A 21,947-nucleotide genomic window follows, 5' to 3' on the forward strand; every position below is an offset into this window, starting at 1 on the left:
AGAAAATCATAAAAATCAATATCACGCACTGCCGATTCAATATTTTGAATATTAATCGTAATGAACTGATTACCATGCAGTAAGCTTGCTCCCCACTGCAAGATAAAGACTAAAACTGCAGATACTATTGGCACACCAATCGCTTGTGGGAAACCCAATATTCGCTTATTGAAAATCGTGGTTGCAATGGATAATGCAAAAATGACCGTTAATGCTTGTAAAAGAAAGTAGTTACCCATACAACCTCTTTATTTTTTTGAGTATAAAAAACATAGTGCTTCAGCTAAAAAATGAAATATAAAAAAATATTGTATTTTCGTTAAAATCTCAACTCTATTTAATGGAATAATCAACCAACCATTTTAACCTATGCGAAGGTATTACATTGATTAATATCACCTGATTTTAATCCCACTTGAAACCAATGCATACGCTGTTCACTGGTACCATGAGTAAAACTGTCTGGTACAACTTGCCCTGTTGCTCGACGCTGTAAATAATCATCACCGATTTTTTTAGCAGCATCCATGGCCTCTTCAATATCACCTTGTTCTAAAAATTGGGTACGTTGATGATTTTTATTCGCCCATATTCCCGCAAAGCAGTCAGCTTGCAACTCTAAACGAACAGAAAGTTGATTGCCCTGTGTTTGGCCAGCTTGCGCACGTGCTTGCTGTACTTGCCCAGAAATACCCAGTAAATTCTGTATATGATGCCCCACCTCATGTGCAATCACATAAGCTTGAGCAAAGTCGCCAGCTTGATCTTTGCGAGAAAGCTCAGTTTGATTTTGTTCACCAGAAATACCCATCTGCTGGCGCATATCTCTAAAGAAAGAAGTATCGATATATACTTTTTGATCTGCTGGGCAATAAAATGGTCCCATTGCAGCTTGAGCAGTTCCACAGCCAGATCTCACCACACCACTAAATAACACCAGTCGTGGTGGCTGATATGTCATTCCAAGTTGCTGAAAAATAGGTGCCCACGTATCTTCTGTATCTGCGAGTATAGTTCCAACAAAATCACTCGCCTCTTTCTGATCCGCAGTTAAATTTTGTGGTGCTGAAGTCTGTTGAGAAGATTGTGAATTCGTTACAGCTTGAGTTGCTTGATAAGCTTGTTGAGGATCAACCCCAAAAAACTTCCATGCAACGAAAGCTACAATTAATCCCAATATACTAATGCCACCTGCCTTTGCCCCACCACCACGACGATCCTCAAGATTGGTACTAACACGACGACCTTTCCAACGCATAACGACCTCACAATTTTTAATGATGACGGCTTAGACTTCAGGCTTATGCTTTTGAACGTAATTTTTGAATAAGGTTTATAATGATCAATACAATAGCTCCAGCAAGCAAACCCACACCTAGATTAATTAAGGTTGGTGTTAAAGCCCCTATAATCGAACCAAAACTCGGTATAAGCTCCAAATGATCAACTGTTTCTTCAGTAAAATGATGTAATAGTGGTATTGTATGCGTGATAATACCGCCACCAACCAAAAACATCGCAACCGTCCCAACTATTGAAAGTGTTTTCATCAGAATGGGAGCAAAACCAAGCAAACCACGACCAATTTTATTTTTTAATTCGGAAGTTTGTTGAGTCAAATATAAACCAAGATCATCAATTTTAACGATCATTGCAACTAAGCCATACACGCCAACCGTCATAACAAGAGCAATCAGGCTTAATACTGTAACTTTAGTCATAAATGCCGCTGTTGCAACAGTACCTAACGAAATCACCACAATTTCAGCGGATAAAATAAAGTCTGTACGTATTGCCCCTTTTATTTTTTCTTTTTCAAACTTAACTAAATCCACCTCTATTTCTTTCAGATTTTCAGCTGCTGCTTCAGGTGTTTGAGCTTTTTTATGATGCAGCAAATGCACAACTTTCTCGACACCCTCATAACAGAGGAATAAACCACCCACCATGAGTAAAGGGTTAATTAACCAAGGTGCAATAACACTGATCAAAAGTGCTAAAGGAACGAGAATTAATTTATTAACAAATGATCCTTTGGCAACACTCCAAACTACGGGCAACTCTCGCTCCGAACGTACACCACTGACTTGCTGCGCATTCAAAGCTAAATCATCGCCTAACACACCTGCCGTTTTTTTCGCTGCCATTTTACTCATTACTGCCACATCATCTAATACAGTAGCAATGTCATCGAGCAACATTAACAAACCACTTGCCATATTCTTGTCCTAATTTGTATTTATCTATCGTATTGTAGAATTGCTTTAATGATTCACAAGAATATTTTTTGAGAAAAAAGTTAAAGCAATCGCTGACGAAAATTTTTTATTTCCCGTACAATAATGCCAATCTTATATTGATGAAATCACTAAATCTTGGAACATAACATGAGTAATGCTGATCATCGCCCAATTATTTTGACAGGCGACCGCCCTACTGGCCAACTTCACCTCGGACATTTTGTCGGTTCATTACGCTCTCGTGTAGGTTTACAAGACAGTCATCACCAACACCTTCTATTGGCTGATGCTCAAGCGCTTACAGATAATGCCGACAATCCAGACAAGGTTCGCAATAATATTTTGCAAGTCGCCCTAGACTATTTAGCAGTTGGAATCGACCCAACCAAAACTACTATTTGTGTACAATCATGCTTGCCAGCGCTCAATGAGCTGACCATGATCTATCTTAACTATGTCACAGTGGCACGTTTAGAGCGCAATCCAACTGTAAAAGCTGAAATCCAATTACGTAATTTCGAACGAGATATCCCAGCAGGTTTCTTGTGTTACCCAATCGCACAGGCTGCAGACATTACTGCATTTAAGGCAACTGTTGTTCCAGTTGGTGAAGATCAACTGCCAATGATTGAACAAACCAATGAGGTCGTACGCCGTATTAATCGTCAAATTGGTCATGACTTATTACCTGAGTGTAAAGCGCTCCTGTCAAACATGGCTCGTTTACCAGGTTTTGATGGCAAAGCGAAAATGTCAAAATCATTGGGTAATACCATTGTATTAAATGCTTCTGATAAAGACATTAAGAAAGCTGTAAATGCAATGTATACGGATCCGAATCATTTACGTATTGAAGATCCAGGTCAAGTAGAAGGTAATATTGTATTTACCTACCTTGATGCTTTTGATCCAAATAAAGAAGAAGTTGAAGAATTAAAAGCACACTATCGTCGTGGTGGTTTAGGCGATGGAGCAGTGAAAAAACGCTTAGAAGGTATTTTACAAGAATTGATCGCGCCAATTCGTGAACGTCGTGCTGAACTTGAAAAAGATCCAGATTACATCATGGATATTCTTAAGCAAGGTACGGAAAAATGTCGAGATATCACTCAGCAAACTTTAGATGAAGTCAAAGCTGGCTTAGGATTATTTAGATTCTAAATCAAGTTATATTTCACAAGAAAAGCCCACTTTATGGGCTTTTTTTCTATAAACACTTGATTTAAGTTCAATTTCAGAACTCTTATAAAGAATCACAAACTAACACTTTTTGTCACTTATTAACATCTATTAACAGTAATTAACATGAATACCTATGAACTTGGTCAGGTTTTTAAATAATATAGCGATGTAGATTAGCAAACACTAATCTCATGACATTTCTCCTTTCAACCGAAACTGTTTTAAACAGATTCGTTGTTCAACGCAATGATCACCCCAATCATTGCGTTTTTTTTGCATCTCATAATATTATGAATATGAGTTGAAATTCAGTTAGCTTAGATTTATTCTTATAATTGTTTTATTTATATAAAAATTTATTAATTATTTCAAAAAGAAATAAGAGTAATCTCAATGATTCTAGACCTGCTCACACACCCCTCTAACTTTACGTTTAGTATTGCTTTACTGCTATGCTTATTTATTGGCGTACTTGAACTAATTTTATTATTACTTGGTGGCAGTTCTAGTTTTTTTGAACAATTTCTTCCTGATGGCTTATCGGATGTAAATCAAGCTGATATTTCAATTGAGCCGTCAAACAATTTCTTCATTCAATTTCTTGAATGGCTATATTTGGGGAAAGTTCCCCTGCTCATTTGGTTAATTATTTTCTTAACTGCTTATGGATTAACAGGTCTGATTCTTCAGAATATTTTCTTCCATCTCACTGAACACTATTTTTCGGCATGGTTAATTGCGCCAGCAAGCCTATTTCTGTGTATGCCGATTGTGCGCTTTAGCGCCCAATTTATCGCCAAGATTATTCCTAAAGACGAAACAACAGCCATCTACAGTGACGAATTGATTGGACTTACAGCACATATCATATTGGGTGAAGCCAAACCCAACTCTCCTGCACAAGCCAAAGTTAAAGATCAGTTTGGTCAAACACATTATGTTTTAGTTGAGCCAGAAATTGATACTATCTTTTATCAAGGCCAAGACGTGATTTTGACGCAAAAAACCAAAATTGGCTTTCAAGCCATTTCCACATAATTTTTATAGTGTTTACATAGAGGGTATTTAAATGCTTACTTCAGCATTGACTGAAATTTTAATTATTACAGGCATTATTTTTGCCATACTGATCTTTATTGGTGTTGTAATCGCAAGATTATATACACGCTCAAGCAAAGAAGTATCTTTTGTTCGTACAGGATGGGGCGGTGAAAAAGTAATCTTGAATGGCGGTGCAATTGTTCTACCTGTATTACACGAAATCATTCCAGTCAATATGAATACACTACGTTTAGAAGTTAAACGTGCTGCAGATCAAGCACTTATCACCCGTGATCGTATGCGTGTTGATGTGATGGCTGAGTTCTATGTTCGTGTAAAACCTGTTGCAGACTCTATTGCTACAGCAGCACAAACGTTAGGACGAAAAACCATGTCTCCTCCAGAGCTAAAAGATTTGGTCGAAGGTAAATTTGTCGATTCACTTCGTGCTGTTGCGGCTGAAATGGCAATGGAAGAATTACACGAGAAACGTGTCGATTTTGTGCAAAAAGTCCAACAAGTGGTTTCTGAGGACCTATCGAAAAATGGTTTAGAGCTTGAAACTGTATCCTTAACAGGCCTAGATCAAACAAGTTTTAAATTTTTCAACCCACAAAATGCTTTCGATGCTGAGGGTTTAACCAAACTTACAGAAACCATCGAAGATCGTCGTAAGAAGCGTAATGACATCGAACAAGATACTGATCTTGCCATTCGTGCGAAAGACTTAGAAGCTGAACGTAGAAGATTAGAAATTTCTCGCGAAGAAGAATACGCAAAACTGCAACAAGAACGTGAGATTTCGATTCGTAGAGCTGAACAACTGGCTGAGATCGCGTCACAAGAAGCTGGTAAAAAACGTGAAGCTGAAGAAGCTCGTATTGCTGCAGAACGTGAAGTTGAGTTGAAAAGAATTGCTGCTGCCCGTGATGTCGAGAATGAAAATATTCAAAAATCACAATTGATTGAAAAGGCACAGGTTGAGCAAAAGAAAACCATTGAGCTTGCGGAACAAGATCGAGCAATCGCGATTGCAGAAAAGTCACGTGCTGAATCTGAAGCAAAAGCGCAAGCAGATAAAGCACGTGCTGAAGCAGTAAAAGCTGAAGAAGAAGTTGTGACTGTACGTGAAACCCAGCGCGCGGAACGTCAAAAAGCCGTCGAGTTGGTTGCAGCAAAACAAACAGCAGAAAAAGATGCAATTGCGATTACGGTAGCAGCCGATGCGGGTAAAAAGGCTGCGGCAGATGAAGCTGAAGCTGTACGTATTGCTGCTGAAGCAGATGCTGAAAAGATCCGCTTAAAAGCGAAAGGTGAAGCAGATGCTAAAATATTGCTTGCTCAAGCTTTAGAGAAACAATATCAAGTTGATGCGGAAGGTGCTCGTGCAGTCAATGAAGCTGCCAATACTCTTTCTGCTGAGCAAGTGGAAATGCAAGTGCGCTTAGCATTACTCAAACATTTACCAGATATTATTCGTGAAAGTGTTAAACCAATGGAAAATATTGATGATATCAAGATTTTACAGGTTAATGGTTTAAATGGTTTTGCTGGTGGTTCTGCTGTGTCAGGTGATAATGCAGAACACGGCACAACAGCTTCATTATCTGATCAGGTGGTGAATAGTGCCCTACGCTATCGTTCACAAGCTCCACTTATTGATAGCTTAATGAATGAATTAGGTCTTCAAGGTGGCGATATCAATGGTTTAACTCAAGGGTTGAAACCAAAATCTGAATAAGCATTTTATCTACTAAAGAGTCTTAGTTTTAAGGCTCTTTTTTTATGAGAATCAAAGTACACTATCAAAAATTTGACCAATAAAAAAACCCCAATGTCTCCATTGGGGTTTTCTCAGATTAAAGTCTAACGAATTACGCTAAACCTTTCTCTTTCAATACTTGCATCATTGTTGAACCAAGCTCAGCTGGGCTACGAGTGTAAGCCATTCCCGCACGTTCAAATGCAGCGAATTTCTCTTCAGCAGTACCTTGACCACCAGAAATGATCGCACCCGCGTGACCCATACGCTTTCCTTTAGGTGCCGTTACACCAGCGATGTAACCGACTACAGGCTTACTCACGTTAGATTTGATGAATTCAGCAGCTTCTTCTTCTGCTGTACCACCGATCTCACCGATCATGATGATTGCATCAGTATCTGGATCGTCTTGGAACAATTGAAGCGCTTCGATTTGGTTCATACCTGGGATTGGGTCACCACCAATACCGATACAAGTAGACTGACCTAAACCAAGCTTAGTTGTTTGAGCAACAGCTTCATAAGTCAATGTACCTGAACGTGAAATGATACCAATACGACCTGGTTGGTGGATGTGACCCGGCATAATACCGATCTTACATTCACCTGGAGTGATCACGCCTGGGCAGTTAGGACCAACTAAACGAGTACCGTTACCGTTAGTTTCTAAGTAGCGTTTAGCTTTAAGCATGTCGATTGTTGGCACACCTTCAGTGATCACAACGATTAGGCCAACACCTGAATCAACTGCTTCAACAATTGAGTCTAAAACGAATGGAGCTGGTACATAGATAACAGAAGCATCAGCTTGAGTTTCACGAACCGCTTCTTTCATTGTGTTGAATACAGGTAGGTCAAGGTGAGTTGTACCACCTTTACCTGGAGTAACACCACCAACAACTTTTGTACCGTAGTCTAAAGCTTGTGCAGAGTGGAAAGTACCGTTTTTACCAGTAAAACCTTGTACCAATACTTTAGTGTCTTTATTAATTAATACGCTCATGATTGATACTCCTTACGCTTTAACTGCAGCTACAACTTTTTCTGCGGCATCAGATAAACCGTTCGCAGAAATTAATTTCAAACCAGATTCATCAAGTAATTTCGCACCCAACTCAGCGTTGTTACCTTCTAAACGAACAACAACTGGTACAGTTACGTTTACTTCTTGAACCGCTGCAATAATTGCTTCAGCAATCATGTCACAACGTACGATACCACCGAAGATGTTGATTAAAACACCTTGTACAGAAGTATCAGCAAGGATGATTTTGAACGCTTCGATTACGCGCTCTTTAGTTGCGCCGCCACCAACGTCAAGGAAGTTTGCAGGCTGACCACCATAAAGTTTAATGATGTCCATAGTTGCCATTGCAAGACCAGCACCGTTCACCATACAACCGATGTTACCTTCTAAAGCAACATAGTTAAGATCAAATTCAGATGCTTTTAATTCACGCTCATTCTCTTGAGACTTATCACGTAAAGCAGCAACTTTAGGTAAACGGTAAAGCGCGTTAGAGTCGATACCTACTTTCGCGTCTACACATAAAATATCGCCATTTTCACGAACTGAAAGTGGGTTAATTTCAAATAATGCAAAGTCATTTTCTACAAATGCTTGGTAAGCTGCGCCCATAATTTTTACAAATTGGCTCACTTGCTTGTCTTTCAAACCCAAAGCAAACGCAACTTCACGCGCTTGGAATGGTTGTAAGCCAACTAATGGATCAACTTCAACTTTAATAATTTTTTCAGGAGTTTCTTCTGCAACTTTCTCGATTTCTACACCACCTTCGGTAGAAGCCATGAAAGTAATACGACGGCTAGAACGGTCTACAACCGCGCCTAAGTAAAGTTCACGCTCAACTGGGTAGACGTCTTCAGCAACGATAATGCTGTTAACAGGTTGACCATTTGCATCTGTTTGATACGTTACAAGACGAGTACCAATGATGTTGTTCGCGAATTCGATAACATCTTCTTTAGATTTTGCAACTTTAACACCGCCAGCCTTACCACGACCGCCCGCATGAACTTGTGCTTTCATTACAGCGAATTTACCACCAAGCTGTTCAAATGCAGCAACTGCTTCGTCTGCATTGGTTGCCAAGATACCTTCTTGTACTGGCATTCCGTATTCTTTCAATAACGCTTTAGCTTGATACTCATGTAAGTTCATTTAGTTACCTACTATGTTGTTTGGTGTGATACAGCCCAGTTGTTTTTAGAGCTGGGCTGCTACATATTGAGTAAATGAAAGTCTAAATAAGACCATCATCATCATTTAAAAAAGTGTGGCAAGCCACACTTTTTGTTTATTTACGCTTGCGTTGAATTGCGTGGATTGCACGACCATCAACAGAAAGCGCCGCTTCATGTACAACTTCAGAGAATGTTGGGTGACCAAAAGTCATCAATTGCAAATCTTCAACTGAAGATACAAATTCAAGTGCGATCATACCTTGGTGTACGATGTCAGACGCATTTGGACCAACAACGTGCATACCTAATAGACGATCAGTTTTTGCGTCTGCAACAAACTTAACAAAACCAGCAGTATCACCTGCAGCCAATGCGCGTCCGTTCACAGCAAATGGGAATTGACCTGCTTTAACTTCGTGACCTTTTTCTTTCGCTTGCTCTTCGGTTAAACCAACCCAAGCTGCTTCTGGATGCGTATAAATAACGCTGATGATTGTGTCATAGTTCACTTGAGCAGCATGACCGTGAATACGCTCAACAGCCATTACGCCCTCTTCCATTGCTTTATGTGCAAGCATTGGACCACGAACTAAATCACCAATTGCATAAACACCTTCAACAGATGTTTGGCACTGATCATTCACATCAACTAAACCGCGTTCAGTGAGTTTAATGCCAGAATCTTCTGCCAATAAACCTTCTGCATATGCTTTACGGCCTACACATACGATTAACTTGTCAAAAACTTGTTCTTTGTCTTCGCCAGCTTGGTTATATTTAACCGTTACTTCGCGACCATTGGTTTCAGCACCAGAAACTTTTGCACCGATACGAATATCTAAACCTTGTTTTTTCAAGATTTTTTGATATTCCTTCGCCAATGCTTTATCAGCCATTGGTAAGAATGCATCTAATGCTTCAAACACAACAACTTCAGAACCAAGACGACGCCATACGGAACCAAGCTCAAGACCGATAACACCTGCACCGATGACACCAAGACGCTTAGGAACTTCTGGGAATTTCAATGCGCCAGTAGAATCAACAATTAAATCTTCATCTACAGGAGCAACAGGAATGTTTACAGGTACAGAACCCGTCGCAAGAATGACGTATTTCGGTTCTAAAACTTGTACATCACCTTCAAATGGTGTGAATTCTACTTTTTTACCTGCAAGTAATTTACCTGTACCTTGTAACCACTCGATACCATTACCTTTAAGTAACTGAGCAACACCACCAGTTAATTGTTCAACAACTTTGTCTTTACGCGCTAACAAAGTATCTAAATCAAATTTAACTTCACCAGTCGTAATACCGTGTTCAGCAAGTTCGTGAACAGTAGCTTCATAACGATGAGAAGAGTCAAGTAATGCTTTAGAAGGGATACAACCCACGTTTAAGCAGGTACCACCTAAAGATGGCTTACCGTTGTGAATACGTTTTTCAATACAAGCGACTTTGAAGCCAAGTTGAGCTGCACGAATCGCCGCTTCATAACCACCAGGTCCACCGCCAATAACAACAAGATCAAACTGTTGAGACATTTTTATCTCCAGAATCCCATATAAAGGATCACTTTATATGGGAGGCAATATTTGTAGTATTAAAGATCAAGAATGAGTTTAGCTGGCTCTTCTAACAATTCTTTGATTGTTACCAAGAAACCAACGGCTTCTTTACCATCGATTAAACGGTGGTCATAAGAAAGCGCTAAGTACATCATTGGCAAGATTTCAACTTGACCATTCACTGCCATTGGACGTTCTTGGATTTTATGCATACCCAAAATCGCAGTTTGTGGCTGGTTTAAAATCGGTGTTGAAAGCAATGAACCGAACGTACCACCATTAGTAATTGTGAACGTACCACCTGTCATTTCTTCAATCGATAATTTACCTTCACGTGCTTTGCCAGCATAAGCAGCGATACCGCTTTCAACTTCAGCATAGTTCATACGATCAGTATCACGAAGGATAGGCACAACTAGACCACGGTCACTTGATACAGCAACACCGATGTCATAGAAACCGTGATAAACGATATCATCACCATCAATTGATGCGTTTACAGCTGGGTAACGCTTTAACGCTTCAGTTGCTGCTTTAACAAAGAAAGACATAAAGCCTAAACGAGCACCATGACGTTTTTCGAAAGCATCTTTATATTGCTTACGCATTTCCATGATTGGCTTCATGTTAACTTCGTTGAACGTGGTTAACATTGCAGTTTGTTGTGTCGCAGCCAATAAACGTTCAGCAACACGCTTACGTAAACGAGTCATTGGAACACGTTTCTCGATGCGCTCGCCTACAGCAACGCTTAATGGTTGAACTGATGCAGCTGGTTTGTGGTTTGCAACATCTTCTTTAGTGATGCGACCACCACGGCCAGTACCTTGTACATCAGCAGCATTGATACCTGTTTCAGATAACGCTTTACGAACTGCAGGTGCTTGGTTTTGATCAACTGGTTGAGTTGACGCAGCCGCAGCTGGAGCAGATGCAGCAGGTGCCGCTTCTGCTGGTGCCGCAGCTTCAGGAGCAGCTGCAGAAACAGCACCAGCTTCGAATTGAGCGATAACTTCGTCAGAAAGAACGGTATCACCTTCATCTTTAACGATTGCAACTAAGCTACCATCAGCTGGAGCAACCACTTCTAAAACAACTTTATCGGTTTCAATGTCACAGATCACTTCATCACGTGATACAGGTTCACCTACTTTCTTGTGCCAAGTTGCGATCGTACCGTCAGCAACTGACTCTGGAAATACCGGTGCTTTAATTTCGGTTGCCATTATTTAGAATCTCCTGATTGTTCAACTTCAATCGCAAGTGCGTCGTTGATAAGCTGAGCTTGTTGTTTTGCATGCAGGTAAGGCGAGCCACAAGCAGGTGCGGCAGATGCTTCACGACCAGCATAGCTAATACGAATTTGTTTACCAGATTTAAGAACGTCTTCATACAAACGAGGAACGATGAATAACCAAGCGCCTTGGTTCTTCGGTTCTTCTTGTGCCCAAACAAGTTCTTCGATGTTTGGATACTGAGCCATCACTTCAGCTAAGCGCTGTTCTGGATAAGGATACAATTGCTCGATACGAACAAGCGCAATATGGTTTAAACCAAGCTCACGACGCTTTTCGAGTAAATCGTAATAAACCTTACCACCACAAAGCACTAAACGAGTGACATCAGCTTTGTTGATTTGATCCACTTCATCGATCACAGTTTGGAATGAACCGTTTGCCAATTCATCTAATGACGAAACAGCAAGTTTGTGACGTAATAAAGATTTCGGTGACATTACGATCATCGGCTTGCGAATTGGACGAACAGCCTGACGACGTAACGCATGGAAAATTTGTGCTGGTGTTGTTGGTGTAATCACTTGCATATTGTCTTCTGCACAAAGCTGCAAGAAACGCTCTAAACGCGCAGATGAATGCTCTGGACCTTGACCTTCATAACCATGTGGTAACAACATCGTTAAACCACATACACGCTCCCACTTGGTTTCACCAGAAGCGATGAATTGGTCAATTACAACTTGTGCACAGTTTGCGAAGTCACCAAATTGCGCTTCCCAAACAATTAAACTTTTTGGCAAAGTTGTGGCATAGCCATATTCAAAAGCAAGTACAGCTTCTTCTGACAATAAAGAGTCATAAACCGCAACACGTGGTTGATTTTCTTTAATGTGACACAGTGGAATGTAAACAGATCCATCCACTTGGTTATGTAACTTAGCGTGACGGTGAGAGAATGTACCACGCCCAACGTCTTCACCTGTAATACGAACTAAGAAACCATCATCAAGTAAAGTTGCATAAGCTAAAGTTTCAGCCGCACCCCAGTTGAGTGGCATTTCACCAGTTTGCATTTTAACGCGATCATCAATCACTTTCTGAACTTGACGCTGTAACACAAAGCCTTCAGGCAATGTATTCATCGTTTTACCGAGTTCTTTCAAACGATCAATATTGAATCTTGTGTCCCAAACATCGGTATAGTCGTGACCCAAATAAGGCGACCAGTCAACGAACATATGTTTGTTCGGTTGGCGTACCAATGCATTTGCAACATGATTACCCGCTTCTAGGTCAGAACGATAATCTTCAATCATTTGATCCGCACTTGCACGATCAAGGATTTTTTCTTGCACCAATTTATCTGCATACAGCGTACGTGTCGTTGCTTTTTTATTGATGACTTGATACATCAATGGCTGTGTGGCAGATGGTTCATCGGCTTCATTGTGACCACGACGACGGTAGCAGAACAAGTCTAAAATCACATCTTTGCGGAATTCATGACGGAAATCATGTGCAAGTTGCGTAGCAAAAATAACAGCTTCAGGATCATCACCATTCACATGGAAAATCGGAGCCTGAATCATTTTAGCAACGTCAGTACAATACTCCGTCGAACGTGTATCACGTGGATCAGATGTAGTAAAACCAACTTGGTTGTTGATCACGATATGAACCGTACCACCGACTGTATAGCCACGTGTCTGTGACATTTGGAAGGTTTCTTGGTTAACACCTTGACCTGCGAATGCCGCATCACCGTGAACAATCACAGGAAGTACATCATCACCACCAATGTCTTTACGACGTACTTGACGCGCACGTACAGAACCTTCAACCACCGGACCAACGATTTCCAAGTGTGATGGGTTAAATGCAAGTGCTAAGTGAACTTCACCACCTGGTGTCATGACATTCGAAGAGAAACCTTGGTGATACTTCACATCACCAGAACCTTTTTTATGCAGGCTCTTCCCTTCAAACTCACCAAATAAGTCAGCCGGGTTTTTACCCATGATGTTGACAAGAAGGTTGAGACGACCACGGTGTGGCATACCAATCACAACTTCTTTACAACCAACACTACCCGCGCGTTGAATGATTTCGTTCATCATTGGAATAAAAGACTCACCGCCCTCTACGCCAAAACGCTTCGCACCAACGAATTTGTTACCAAGATACTTTTCTAGACCTTCCGCAGCAGTTAAACGCTCTAAGAAGCCTTTTTTCTGATCATTGGTGAAATTAAATTTACCGCGCACGCTTTCTAAACGTTGTTGAATCCAACGCTTTTCTTTCGTGTCAACGATATGCATATATTCTGCACCAATTGAACTGCAGTAAATCGCTTCCATTGCCTCAATCATTTCAGACAATGTTGCTTCTGCTTTGCCAATTGCGAGATTACCAGTATTGAATACTGTATCTAGGTCTGATTTGGTTAAACCGTGAGCTGATAAATCGAGGTCAGGAACGTTTTCACGTTTCGCAAGACCTAATGGATCGAGTTTAGCTTTTTGATGACCACGGTTACGATACGCAGCGATGAGTTGTAAAACACCAATTTGACGACGCTCATGCTCAGTACTCACGGTACTCTGTACCATTGGTTGTACCCGATTCGCATTGCGTCCTAACAAAAGGAACTGTTCGCGTACATTACCGTGTGGTTGATCACCTTTAGGGTATTTGTCGAAGTATTCACGCCAGTCCTCAGAAACCAAGGTTGGCGATGATAGGTACAGCTCGTAAAGATCTTCAATATAAGCTGCACTATCAGCAGAAAGTTCAGTGTCAAGACGCAGCGCGTCAGCAACTTCTTGCATTTTTGGACCCATTTCCTATTGCAAAAAATAATTCGGGCTGCCTTTTAAGCATACCCATGATTCATAATGTCAAATTGGTAACAAGACACTACCGCCCAAGGTCTTTCGACCTCAGGTCATCATTACTACACATCAGGAGTAATCCTTTGATGTAATAAATGAGCTATGCACCTCTGAACGCAAGGCACATAACTCATTCTTATACTCGATAGAATCGAGCAATTTTTTGCAAATCATTTTAGAAAAATTAAATAATTTTTTAACTTTTCTAAAATAACTTTTCAGCTGCAAAATTTTAATATTTAAATGATGCAATTTCTCCTATAACAAGGATACGCTCATTTTGGGTTTTTAGCTGTGGCAGAAATGCTAACATGTTATCAAGCTCGGATTGATTTTTTTGACACATACCATCTATAAAGCAGCGAAATACATACAACAAATTATGCTCTAATATACCGCCCTTTTTATGAAAGTTGCGCTTTTATCGACCAAAGTTTAACAATCGCTACAATTCTTGCACAAACTTCACGCACAGCGATCAAAAATACAGCAGCAACAAACTTATTCATTTAATCAATTTGATTTAACAGCAAAACCAATAATTGATATTTTCACTCTCATACAACAATAGCTCTTACCAAAAGTGTCTTTAAATAGAAAAAGGAGGCCAATACAAAGCCTCCTTTTTTTGTTGGAAAAACGAATTATCCCGCTTGATCCAACAACATATTACGAATGTGACCAATTGCCTTTGTCGGGTTCAGACCTTTAGGACATACAGATACACAGTTCATGATTCCCTTACAACGGAACAAAGAGAATGGATCATCTAAACGAGCCAAACGTTCTTGAGTTGCTGTATCGCGAGAATCAATAATAAAGCGATATGCATTTAACAACGCTGATGGTCCAAGGAACTTATCAGGGTTCCACCAGAATGATGGACAAGACGTTGAACAACATGCACAAAGAATACATTCATACAAACCATCTAAGTGCTCACGCTCTTCTTGAGACTGTAGACGCTCTTTTGGCGGAGCTGGCTGGTTGTTAATCAAGAATGGCTGAATTTTGTTATATTGATCGTAGAACTGGTTCATATCTACAACCAAGTCTTTTACCACTGGTAAACCAGGCAAAGGACGAATCACAATTTTCTCAGGTAGGTCGTTTAAATTCCATAAACAAGCCAAACCATTTTTACCATTGATGTTTACACCATCCGAACCACAAATACCTTCACGGCATGAACGACGGAACGTTAATGTTTCATCTTGAACTTTCAACGCAAGTAACGCATCAAGCAACATACGATGCTTATCCGTTAACTCAAGTTTAAAAGTTTGCATGTACGGCGCTTTGTCCTTATCAGGATCATAGCGGTAGATTTCGAATGTACGAGTGCCTCTACTCATCTTTGTTCTCCCGATTAGAATGTACGTGGTTTTGGTTCAATTGCTTCAACCGTTAATGGGCTGAAACGTACTGGCTTATATTCAAGACGGTTGTCTGATGAGTACCATAATGTATGCTTCATCCACTCATCATCACGACGACCGTAAGAATAAGTTGGGTGATCAGGTGCTAACTCATAGTCAACAACCGTATGCGCACCACGACACTCTTTACGAGCAGCAGCAGAAATCAAGGTTGCTTTCGCAACTTCATACAAGTTTTCCACTTCTAATGCTTCTACACGCGCAGTGTTAAATACCTTAGATTTGTCTTTCAAGTGAATATTGCGAACACGTGGTTCAATCGCAAGGATCTCTTTCACACCCTTGTCAAGTAATGCCTGTGTACGGAATACACCAGCATGATCTTGTACGATATCACGAATCGCATCAGCAACTTCTTGTGCATTTTCACCAGATGTAGACTCATCTAATTTACGCACACGCGCCAATGTATTTTCTAGTACATCATTTGGTAATGGTGCATAGTCATCACCGTGATGCTTAGTTACATAATCAATGATATGTTCACCAGCAGCTTTACCAAATACCACAAGGTCAAGCAACGAGTTCGTACCTAAACGGTTTGCACCATGTACAGATACACAAGAACACTCACCAATTGCATAGAAACCTTTTACAGGCTTCACATAATCACGTGTACCTTTATAGGTATATTCTTTCGTGTCTTTATCATAATGCGCAGAGAATTCACCCTCTTCAACACCATGAGGTACAACAACTTGACCATGAATATTGGTTGGAATACCACCCATTTGATAATGGATTGTTGGCACAACTGGGATAGGTTCTTTAGTACAGTCAACGTTTGCGAATTTCTTACCAATCTCAAATACAGATGGAAGACGCTTCATAATCGTTTCAGCACCCAAATGCGTCATATCTAATAAGATATAATCTGCTTTTGGACCACAACCACGACCTTCTTTAATCTCTTGGTCCATTGAACGTGATACGAAATCACGAGGAGCCAAGTCTTTTAAAGTTGGTGCATAACGTTCCATGAACGGTTCGCCGTCTTTGTTACGAAGGATACCACCTTCACCACGACAACCTTCTGTCAACAATACACCCGCGCCCGCAACACCTGTTGGGTGGAACTGCCAGAATTCCATATCTTGCAATGGAATACCTGCACGCGCAGCCATACCAAGACCGTCACCAGTATTGATATAAGCATTGGTTGATGCACGATACACACGACCCGCACCACCTGTAGCAAATAATGTAGCTTTCGCTTGGAATACTGCAATATTACCTGTTTCTTGATCGTATGCAGTTACACCAAGTACATCACCTTCTTCATTACGGATTAAATCTAATGCAATCCATTCAACGAAGAACTGAGTACCCATTTTCACGTTGCTTTGATAAAGCGTATGAAGCAATGCATGCCCAGTACGGTCAGCAGCAGCACAAGCACGCGGAACCGCTTTTTCACCATAGTTTGCAGAGTGACCGCCAAATGGACGTTGATAAATCGTACCATCTTCGTTACGGTCAAACGGCATACCCAAGTGTTCAAGCTCATATACAACTTTTGGCGCTTCACGCGTCATGAACTCGATAGCGTCCTGATCACCTAACCAGTCAGAACCTTTTACCGTGTCATAGAAGTGATAGTGCCAGTTATCTTCTTGCATGTTACCTAACGACGCACCGATACCACCTTGAGCAGCAACTGTATGCGAACGTGTTGGGAATACTTTGGTTAATACTGCAACCTTCAAGCCCGCTTGAGCAAGTTGGTAAGCTGCACGCATACCAGAACCACCACCACCAACGATGACTGCATCGAATGATAAGGTCTGGATGTTTGAATAATTTTCATTAGGGGTAGTTGCCATGATCTCTTCCTATCAATTTGCCCAGAAAATCTGGATACCCCAGATTGCGTACACGAACACTGAAATAATGACAGCAGAAGTCAACACAAGGCGTAAGCCTGAAGCCGAAGGCCCCATTTGACGAGTCGTTACATAGTCAGTAAAGACTTGCCACATTCCAATCCATGCGTGAGCAACAAGTGATAGAACAGCTAATAAAGAAAAAATCTTCATTGGCAAAGTCAGCATAAAGCCAGCCCATTGTTCATAACCGAAGCCACTGTTACAAAGGATCCAACCCAAAATAACAACGGTATATGCTGCTAAAACCACAGCACTGACACGTTGGATATACCAATCGCGAGAACCCGAACCTGTTAAACCTGTAGCACTTTTCATTAGAACATAATCCATACAAAAGCTGCGACAATACTGATCACAGATAAGATCAACGAAACTGTAGCCGCAATACGACCACTTTGTAGCTCCTCGGCAAAACCTAGGTCTGCAAGAAGATGTTTAATCCCTGCAATAAAGTGGAAAAGTAAACCTGCTACAAATACCCATACGATGAAACGTACAAAGATATTTCCGAATACGACATTTTTAACGTAGTCAAATCCTTCTGGTGAAGATAAAGATTTATCCAAAATCCATAAAAGAACAGCGACTAATAAGAAAACGATTACACCTGATAGACGGTGTAGAATTGATGCAATAGCCACGGGTGAGCGTAAATTTACCGCTAACACCTGACCCATGGACAAATTGACAGGTCTGTTGCTTTTCACAGCGGGCATCCTGTAGGTAGAAACTCCAACTGGAGTTTGTTTGAATTAATTCAAAGGAAAGCTGGCATTGTCAGGCAAGCACAGCACATGCCTAACCTATATAACGACACCGAATTATAAGACGTGAAATATCAAAATACAAACAATCAACTTTCGCTTTAGTCTAAAAAAGCTATAAATAAGAATCATTCACACAAATAATTATATCACCAACATACAAATACCAGCAAAAAACAAACCATCCAATTGTTTTATAAATAATTTTTTAAAAACGTGTAATTTTATCAATTACCACCTATTTGCTAACGTTTTTCTATTTTATTTCATCAAATATTCATAGTTTTCAGCTTAAGATTGAACCGAATCTATCAATTTCAAATATTGTTAAAAATAATACCCCTCATTTTGATATTAAATATAAATAAGCAATAATCTATTTTTTCAAATTGATTAAAAAAAAAGAATAAGTCATTTTTTATACAAACAAATGCACCATAATGAATCGATTATGCAATCCCCAATATGTTTTAAAGATAATTTTTGAACCATTATTTAATGCTAATGCTTGAGTTATATAAGCATTATGATTCACATAAGTATTTATTTTATAAGCACCAAAACATTGCCTAAATAAAAATTTACTTACAATTGTACTGATGCTTCATTTTTTTTATGCACCTAAAACTTGATTTGACATATTATACTCGACCGGTGCTGTGATTTTACTCAGTTTTTTCTTCGATAAAGAATGACTCATTGGCTGTAGCAACGTCATTTTTATCCCTAAGTATAATTGACAAAATTTTAGTAGCCACTACTCTTATAGCAAATTTTGACACCGTCTGATTCGCACATGACAAGATTAGGATTTCGAGTCAGATAATCATTCACCAGGACAGGAGATCTATTGAATGTCTGCAGCAACTGGCAAAAAAGCCGTATTAAAGCTTGATGGCAAAGAAATTGAATTACCAATTTACAGCGGCACATTGGGCCCAGATGTAATTGACGTTAAAGATGTATTAGCATCAGGTCACTTTACTTTCGATCCTGGTTTTATGGCGACAGCTGCTTGCGAATCTAAGATCACATTCATTGATGGTGACAAAGGTGTTTTATTACACCGTGGCTATCCAATTGATCAATTAGCAACTCAAGCGGACTACTTAGAAACTTGTTATTTACTTTTAAATGGCGAGCTTCCGACTGCTGAACAAAAAGCAGAATTTGACGCAAAAGTACGTAACCACACCATGGTTCACGATCAAGTCAGCCGTTTCTTCAATGGTTTCCGTCGTGATGCTCATCCTATGGCGATCATGGTTGGTGTTGTTGGTGCTTTATCTGCGTTCTATCACAATGCACTTGACATTGAAGATGTTAACCATCGTGAAATTACTGCGATTCGTTTAATCGCTAAAATCCCAACACTTGCTGCGTGGAGCTACAAATATACTGTAGGTCAACCATTCATTTACCCACGTAATGATTTAGGTTATGCAGAAAACTTCTTACACATGATGTTTGCAACACCTGCTGACCGTGATTACAAAGTAAATCCTGTTCTTGCTAAAGCAATGGATCGCATCTTCACACTTCATGCAGACCATGAGCAAAATGCATCTACATCGACAGTACGTCTAGCTGGCTCTACTGGTGCTAACCCTTACGCATGTATCTCTTCAGGGATTTCTGCACTTTGGGGACCTGCTCACGGCGGCGCAAACGAAGCTGTACTTCGTATGTTAGATGAAATCGGTAGCGTAGAAAATGTTGCTGAATTCATGGAAAAAGTAAAACGCAAAGAAGTTAAACTCATGGGCTTCGGTCACCGTGTGTATAAAAACTTCGACCCACGTGCGAAAGTCATGAAACAAACATGTGACGAAGTACTTGAAGCGTTAGGTATCAACGATCCACAACTTGCACTTGCAATGGAACTTGAGCGTATTGCACTTAGCGACCCATACTTCGTTGAACGCAAGCTTTATCCAAACGTAGACTTCTACTCAGGTATCATCTTAAAAGCGATCGGTATCCCAACAGAAATGTTTACAGTAATCTTTGCACTTGCACGTACTGTTGGTTGGATCAGCCACTGGTTAGAAATGCACAGCGCACCTTACAAAATCGGTCGCCCTCGTCAGCTTTATACTGGCGAAACTCAACGCGACATCAAACGTTAATTTTCCAAAATTAATGTTAGAAAAGCTGCCTACTGGCAGCTTTTCTGTTTTGGTTTCATTTTAAATCATTCATCATCTTCGAGCATACGCATTAAATTGTGACTAATGCCATCAGCACGCAACCACGCCAACTCATAACTAGCCTTTGCCAATGCCAATACACGACGCTCAAATTCATCCCAAATCGGTTTGACTTGTGTATCTACAATACCCAACCCACTTTCTTGAGCCAAATGCTTATTCTTCTCACAAATTTTCAAAGCGTGATAAAGCTTTCGCCCTCGACTCGCCGATTCTAAAACTCGAACTCTTTTATGCTGAATAAACCCTTCAACATGTTGAAGATTAGCGTTTGGCAATAACGGAACTAAAATTTGATCCAGCTGCGTATCCAAACGACTCCATACCGCTAAACGCTGCTCTGGTGTATATGTATTCCACTGAATGACCTCGTGGTTAAAACGTCGACATCCTCGACAGACCAGATCACCAAATACCGTTGAGCAACGCCCTGCACATGGCGTCAATGATGGAATTCGACGATCATTACTCAAAATCAACTCCTATAAAACCATATTTATTTTATGGTTTTCTCGCTTATTTTAAAATTTCGCGCTAAAATATGCGCCTTTATTTTCCTATCTTAATACATTTGGAGTTATCCATGAACGCTACTGTAGAACAGCTTGCACCTGTAGAACAGCAAGCGACCAATAATTGGGTTGTTGCGGCACTATATCAATTTAAAGAAGTTGCGGATGCAGCCGATCTGCAAAAACGTCTTTTAGACTTAGTGAATAGCATCAATTTATGTGGAACTCTGATTGTTGCCCCTGAAGGAATTAACGGTACGGTTGCAGGAGATCGCGCCGCGATCGATGCAGTCCACCAATTTTTACTCAACGAAGGTTTTACCGAAATGGAATATAAGGAGTCATTCAGCTCTGATAAACCATTCCGTAAAATGAAGATTAAACTAAAAAAAGAGATCGTAACCTTAGGCGTTGAAGTAAAGCCACGCGATCTGGTTGGACATTATCTTGACCCCAAAGAATGGAATGAGCTGATCAGCCGTGATGATGTCATCCTGATTGATACACGTAATGATTATGAATATAAAGCAGGCACATTTAAGGGTGCAATTGACCCTAAAACTGAGTCTTTCCGAGAGTTTCCTGAATACGTAAAACAAAACCTTGAACAACATAAAGATAAAAAAATTGCGATGTTCTGTACAGGTGGTATTCGTTGTGAGAAATCAACCTCCCTCCTCTTACAAGAAGGGTTCAATGAGGTTTATCACCTTAAAGGCGGTATTCTTAAATATCTCGAAGAAACGCCTGCTGAAGAAAGTATGTGGGAAGGCGAATGTTTCGTCTTTGATGGTCGAACAGCAGTGACTCACGGTGTTGAAGAAGGCGAGAATATCAAATGTCACGCGTGCGGTTGGCCTTTAACCCAGGAAGAGGCAGCACTGCCAAGTTATGAACATGGTGTCTCTTGTGTTTTCTGTATTGATAAAACAACAGAGAAGCAAAAAGAAGGATTCCGTATGCGCCAGTCGCAAATTGCTGCGGCAAAACGTAAACGTTTATAATT

17 protein-coding genes and 1 pseudogene are annotated in these 21,947 nt (G+C 40.3%); 5 read left to right on the top strand and 13 right to left on the bottom strand.

Annotated features, from left to right (window positions below; translation table 11 throughout):
- The 3 genes and pseudogenes from HMPREF0023_RS06780 to HMPREF0023_RS06790 all read right to left on the bottom strand — a co-directional run.
- Positions 1-239, bottom strand: a pseudogene (locus tag HMPREF0023_RS06780) (sodium:proton antiporter); the annotation flags it as partial.
- 128 nt (positions 240-367) lie between these two features.
- Positions 368-1,258 carry a neutral zinc metallopeptidase gene (locus HMPREF0023_RS06785; RefSeq protein WP_004640318.1) on the bottom strand — a complete coding sequence of 297 codons (891 nt, stop codon included), beginning with the start codon at positions 1,256-1,258 and terminating at the stop codon, positions 368-370.
- Positions 1,259-1,301: 43 nt separating this feature from the next.
- Positions 1,302-2,219 carry a DUF808 domain-containing protein gene (locus tag HMPREF0023_RS06790; RefSeq protein ID WP_004640320.1) on the bottom strand — a complete coding sequence of 306 codons (918 nt, stop codon included), beginning with the start codon at positions 2,217-2,219 and terminating at the stop codon, positions 1,302-1,304.
- 168 nt (positions 2,220-2,387) lie between these two features.
- Here HMPREF0023_RS06790 and trpS point away from each other — a divergent pair, with 168 nt between their 5' ends.
- The 3 genes from trpS to HMPREF0023_RS06805 all read left to right on the top strand — a co-directional run bounded on the left by trpS (position 2,388) and on the right by HMPREF0023_RS06805 (position 6,204).
- Entirely contained in the window at positions 2,388-3,401 is a 1,014-nt protein-coding gene (gene trpS, locus HMPREF0023_RS06795) for a tryptophan--tRNA ligase (RefSeq protein WP_008941579.1), read from the top strand.
- 414 nt (positions 3,402-3,815) lie between these two features.
- Entirely contained in the window at positions 3,816-4,460 is a 645-nt protein-coding gene (locus HMPREF0023_RS06800; protein WP_008941580.1) for a YqiJ family protein, read from the top strand.
- A 31-nt stretch (positions 4,461-4,491) separates the two neighbouring features.
- On the top strand, positions 4,492-6,204 hold the full coding sequence (locus HMPREF0023_RS06805; RefSeq protein WP_008941581.1) for a flotillin family protein: 1,713 nt from the start codon (positions 4,492-4,494) through the stop codon (positions 6,202-6,204).
- Between the two features lie 133 nt (positions 6,205-6,337).
- On the opposite strand, the gene sucD is transcribed toward HMPREF0023_RS06805, so the two are convergent.
- The 9 genes from sucD to sdhC all read right to left on the bottom strand — a co-directional run bounded on the left by sucD (position 6,338) and on the right by sdhC (position 18,171).
- Positions 6,338-7,228 carry a succinate--CoA ligase subunit alpha gene (sucD, locus tag HMPREF0023_RS06810; RefSeq protein WP_008941582.1) on the bottom strand — a complete coding sequence of 297 codons (891 nt, stop codon included), beginning with the start codon at positions 7,226-7,228 and terminating at the stop codon, positions 6,338-6,340.
- A gap of 12 nt (positions 7,229-7,240) precedes the next feature.
- On the bottom strand, positions 7,241-8,407 hold the full coding sequence (sucC, locus tag HMPREF0023_RS06815; RefSeq protein WP_004640348.1) for an ADP-forming succinate--CoA ligase subunit beta: 1,167 nt from the start codon (positions 8,405-8,407) through the stop codon (positions 7,241-7,243).
- 136 nt (positions 8,408-8,543) lie between these two features.
- Positions 8,544-9,977, bottom strand: a complete 1,434-nt coding sequence (gene lpdA, locus HMPREF0023_RS06820; protein ID WP_004640350.1) for a dihydrolipoyl dehydrogenase — start codon at positions 9,975-9,977, stop codon at positions 8,544-8,546.
- A 59-nt stretch (positions 9,978-10,036) separates the two neighbouring features.
- A complete protein-coding gene (odhB, locus tag HMPREF0023_RS06825; RefSeq protein WP_008941583.1) occupies positions 10,037-11,227 on the bottom strand; it encodes a 2-oxoglutarate dehydrogenase complex dihydrolipoyllysine-residue succinyltransferase in 1,191 nt (396 codons plus the stop codon).
- Positions 11,227-14,067 (bottom strand): 2-oxoglutarate dehydrogenase E1 component, encoded by a 2,841-nt coding sequence (locus HMPREF0023_RS06830; protein WP_026056324.1) that lies wholly within the window; start codon positions 14,065-14,067, stop codon positions 11,227-11,229. Before HMPREF0023_RS06830 ends, odhB begins: the two co-directional genes overlap by 1 nt.
- 707 nt (positions 14,068-14,774) lie before the next feature.
- Positions 14,775-15,485, bottom strand: coding sequence for a succinate dehydrogenase iron-sulfur subunit (locus HMPREF0023_RS06835; protein WP_005083000.1), 711 nt, complete (start codon positions 15,483-15,485; stop codon positions 14,775-14,777).
- A 14-nt stretch (positions 15,486-15,499) separates the two neighbouring features.
- Positions 15,500-17,395 (bottom strand): succinate dehydrogenase flavoprotein subunit, encoded by a 1,896-nt coding sequence (sdhA, locus tag HMPREF0023_RS06840; protein ID WP_026056325.1) that lies wholly within the window; start codon positions 17,393-17,395, stop codon positions 15,500-15,502.
- Positions 17,396-17,404: 9 nt separating this feature from the next.
- Positions 17,405-17,770, bottom strand: coding sequence for a succinate dehydrogenase, hydrophobic membrane anchor protein (gene sdhD / locus HMPREF0023_RS06845; protein WP_005083003.1), 366 nt, complete (start codon positions 17,768-17,770; stop codon positions 17,405-17,407).
- Entirely contained in the window at positions 17,770-18,171 is a 402-nt protein-coding gene (sdhC, locus tag HMPREF0023_RS06850) for a succinate dehydrogenase, cytochrome b556 subunit (protein WP_004640364.1), read from the bottom strand. The genes sdhD and sdhC overlap by 1 nt, the downstream gene beginning before the upstream one ends.
- A 902-nt stretch (positions 18,172-19,073) precedes the next feature.
- Between sdhC and gltA the strand changes: the two genes are divergently transcribed.
- Positions 19,074-20,348, top strand: a complete 1,275-nt coding sequence (gene gltA, locus HMPREF0023_RS06855; RefSeq protein WP_004640370.1) for a citrate synthase — start codon at positions 19,074-19,076, stop codon at positions 20,346-20,348.
- Between the two features lie 65 nt (positions 20,349-20,413).
- Here gltA and HMPREF0023_RS06860 read toward each other — a convergent pair whose 3' ends face one another.
- A complete protein-coding gene (locus HMPREF0023_RS06860; protein WP_005089435.1) occupies positions 20,414-20,902 on the bottom strand; it encodes a DUF1289 domain-containing protein in 489 nt (162 codons plus the stop codon).
- Positions 20,903-21,012: 110 nt separating this feature from the next.
- On the opposite strand from HMPREF0023_RS06860, the gene HMPREF0023_RS06865 reads away from it, so the two are divergent.
- Positions 21,013-21,945: a rhodanese-related sulfurtransferase gene (locus tag HMPREF0023_RS06865; RefSeq protein WP_004640374.1), complete on the top strand. Its 933-nt coding sequence runs from the start codon at positions 21,013-21,015 to the stop codon at positions 21,943-21,945.
- The last annotated feature ends 2 nt before the right edge of the window (positions 21,946-21,947 follow it).

This window comes from Acinetobacter sp. ATCC 27244 (genome assembly GCF_000156555.1).
Lineage (GTDB): Bacteria > Pseudomonadota > Gammaproteobacteria > Pseudomonadales > Moraxellaceae > Acinetobacter > Acinetobacter haemolyticus.